We start from the raw sequence: 3,046 nt of genomic DNA, 5'->3' as shown, positions 1-3,046 counted from the left end.
AGAAGTGAAACCTCTTAGCGCTGATGGTAGTGTGGCATTTGCCATGTGAGAGTAAGTCATCGCCAGCTTTTAAATACTAAACACCCCTAACCTAACGGTTAGGGGTGTTTTTTATGTTACATTTATTTTAATTATATGATTGTCATTGATTAAGATGAAATCTCCTTAGAAAAAATTAAATCAAATTTTAAACAAGTAAAAAATATAATATCTAAAACAGATTTAAAAAATATTTTTTGATATTTGGCTATTACCTATATTAGAGAAAGCTAATTTAAAAAAACTAACTGAATTAGAAGTACAAGAACAAACACAATGGATATAGTGTATTCTATCCAAAAATTAATAAAGAAAAATCAGAATGCGAAAAATCTAAAATATTCTGATCGTTGGGGAATTTATCATAACGGTGTGGAGGTTACTCCAGTTGAAAGTTTTACTTTACCTATTTCTTCAGATATAAAATTAGCATTAGGATTAACAGCAGATTGGAATGAGATAGAGATATTTTATGAAACGTCCGATGACTATGTGTTTTTCTCATGGTTTACGGGTGCATAATCGGCGAAGAAAACTATAAATGTGGGAAAAACTTTTCATAAATCTTAATGTTTTCTACTTTCCTCTTAGATTCACAAGCCTATAATGCTTAAGAATCATTCCAAATCTAATAAGGAAATAACATGTCGACCGATCAGCAATTTCCAACGCCTGCCAACCTAGGTATCGCTGTTTATGCAAACAATGCCGAAGCCATTGGTAATACACCTTTAGTTCGTATCAATCGCTTGATTAAATCAGATGCTACAGTATTGGCAAAAGTGGAAAGCCGTAATCCAGCATTTTCAGTAAAATGCCGTATAGGCGCAGCGTTGATTGCGGATGCGGAAAAACGTGGTGTACTTAAAACGGGTATGCATATTGTTGAACCGACTAGCGGTAATACAGGTATTGCTTTAGCGTTTGTTGCAGCGGCAAAAGGTTATCCAATCACTTTAACGATGCCAGCCAGTATGAGTTTAGAGCGCAGAAAAGTATTAAAAGCTTTAGGCGCGAATCTTGTTTTAACTGAACCTGCCAAAGGTATGAAAGGTGCAGTAGATGAAGCGGTTCGTTTAGCAACGGAAAATCCTGAGTTTTATTTTCTACCACAACAATTTGAAAATCCAGCCAATCCACAGGTTCATGTCGATACCACAGGTCCAGAAATCTGGCAGGCAACCAATGGGCAAGTTGATATTCTAGTTGCGGGTGTTGGCACTGGCGGGACAATTACTGGCATTTCTCGTTATTTTGAGCAAGTTCAGAATAAGCCAATTTATTCTGTCGCAGTTGAACCTGCTGAATCTCCAATCATTACTCAAACTAAAAATGGTGAAAGCATTTCACCCGCACCGCATAAGATTCAAGGCATTGGAGCGAACTTCATTCCTAAAAACCTAGACCTAGACTTGGTCGATGAAGTGTTGCCAGTGAATAGTGCGGATGCGATTGAATGGGCAAGAAAGTGTGCAACTCAAGAAGGAATTTTAGTGGGTATTTCAAGCGGTGCGGCATTGGCGGCGGCAGCACAAATTGCTGAACGCCCTGAAAATGCAGGCAAAACCATTGTGGTGATCTTGCCTGATAGTGGTGAGCGTTATTTGTCTTCGGTGTTATTTGAAGGTTTATTTGACGAAGCTTGATTCTATTGTTTAGTGAGTAAAAACCATGCCTAAGAGCATGGTTTTTTATTTACTCTTTATTTTATAGGGCTTTTTTTAAGATTTTTTCATGACGTTTTACTGAACGAGCATACTTTTTACCTTTATGGCGTGTCCAAAAACTCCGTTCATAACCTGATGGCCCAACATTATAATACGCCACGGCTTTTGACCAACTGCCAGCTGATTTATAATAGGTCGATAGGATATATGCACCGCAATTAATATTAGTATTTTCATCATAAAGATTGCCAGGACAAGACTGGCGCCAATGAGTCGAAACTATTTGAGTTAAACCGATCGCACCTGTAGGGGAGCGTGCTGAACTATTATAATTTGATTCTTGGCGAATGAGCGCAGCGAGTAAAGTGGGTGATATATCATAACGCTCTGCATTTTGCACGATCATTGGGGATAAGCGATTTGCTGTATTTGGAGAAACAGAATAGGCATTTTGTAGTCCAGATGACAACTGAGTAGAGCGATTGGCGAATGATCCACTTAAACTACTGCAAGCTGTCATATTGATTGCAATCACAATCAAACTTATTTGAATAATCAGCCTTTTTAATTTTTTTATAGATCGTTGTTGATCATGGTGAATGGAGATGAATTGCAAAATAATAAACCGTTAGTGTTAAGTTAAATGGATGGTATTAACCACGAATAAATGAGTCAATAACAGTTACTTTATGATCATGTGAATATCTCTTTATCAATAGAAAAAGCCCCGACATCCTGTCGAGGCTTTTTCATATTTGGTTTCTTGCCGTTAACTCCTGTCAACGACCACATCCTGTGTTTCTTGTTGTTCTGAATGAGACATCCTATCTCTTTATGACTAATATCATAGATAATTAAACTTTAGTCGTATATTCGCTAATTACCCCAACTCGTGTACGTTTTAGCCTACAAAATATAGGGTTATTTTGCAGAAAACTATATGCAATGCCCAACTTTTCAGGTTTTTTTAAAGGCATCCATTACAGAAAGTCTAAAAGAGACTAAAATCAAACCAGATCTGTAGAAAAAGCTGATTTATGTCGGACATTGTCAAAACCCATATCGAATATGGTTCAAAATCGTTTACTGCGATTTTATGGTCTTTGTTCTTTGCTGGTTTTGCTTCCTTTTCATCCTTGTACTGTGTACAGCCGATGATGCCGATCTTTGCAAAATTCTTTCAGGTCACACCAACGCACAGTAGTTTCCCTTTATCTTTTTCAACCATTGCACTCGCGATTGGTTTGTTGTTCACAGGATTCATATAGCTAGTTACTAAATAAACTATCACAGTGTTTTTTAAATAGCTCATCAATATCTTTTACTCTAAATTTCTTCCT

Annotated in this window: 3 protein-coding genes and 1 pseudogene; 3 read left to right on the top strand and 1 reads right to left on the bottom strand. The window is 37.0% G+C overall.

Annotation, left to right across the window (positions count from 1 at the left end; translation table 11 throughout):
- The first annotated feature begins 315 nt into the window (after positions 1–315).
- Entirely contained in the window at positions 316–561 is a 246-nt protein-coding gene (locus NO346_RS05170; RefSeq protein WP_256414475.1) for a hypothetical protein, read from the top strand.
- A gap of 122 nt (positions 562–683) precedes the next feature.
- Entirely contained in the window at positions 684–1,685 is a 1,002-nt protein-coding gene (gene cysK, locus NO346_RS05165) for a cysteine synthase A (RefSeq protein ID WP_256414474.1), read from the top strand.
- A 61-nt stretch (positions 1,686–1,746) separates the two neighbouring features.
- On the opposite strand, the gene NO346_RS05160 is transcribed toward cysK, so the two are convergent.
- Positions 1,747–2,226, bottom strand: a complete 480-nt coding sequence (locus NO346_RS05160; protein WP_228127634.1) for a lytic transglycosylase domain-containing protein — start codon at positions 2,224–2,226, stop codon at positions 1,747–1,749.
- A gap of 517 nt (positions 2,227–2,743) precedes the next feature.
- Between NO346_RS05160 and NO346_RS05155 the strand changes: the two are divergent.
- A pseudogene (locus tag NO346_RS05155) lies at positions 2,744–2,971 on the top strand (MFS transporter); the annotation flags it as partial.
- Between the last annotated feature and the right edge of the window lie 75 nt (positions 2,972–3,046).

Source organism: Acinetobacter sp. 5862 (assembly GCF_024494585.1).
Taxonomy (GTDB): domain Bacteria; phylum Pseudomonadota; class Gammaproteobacteria; order Pseudomonadales; family Moraxellaceae; genus Acinetobacter.
The sequence above is the reverse complement of the archived record's forward strand: the minus strand, read 5'-3'. Positions and strand labels throughout refer to the sequence as shown.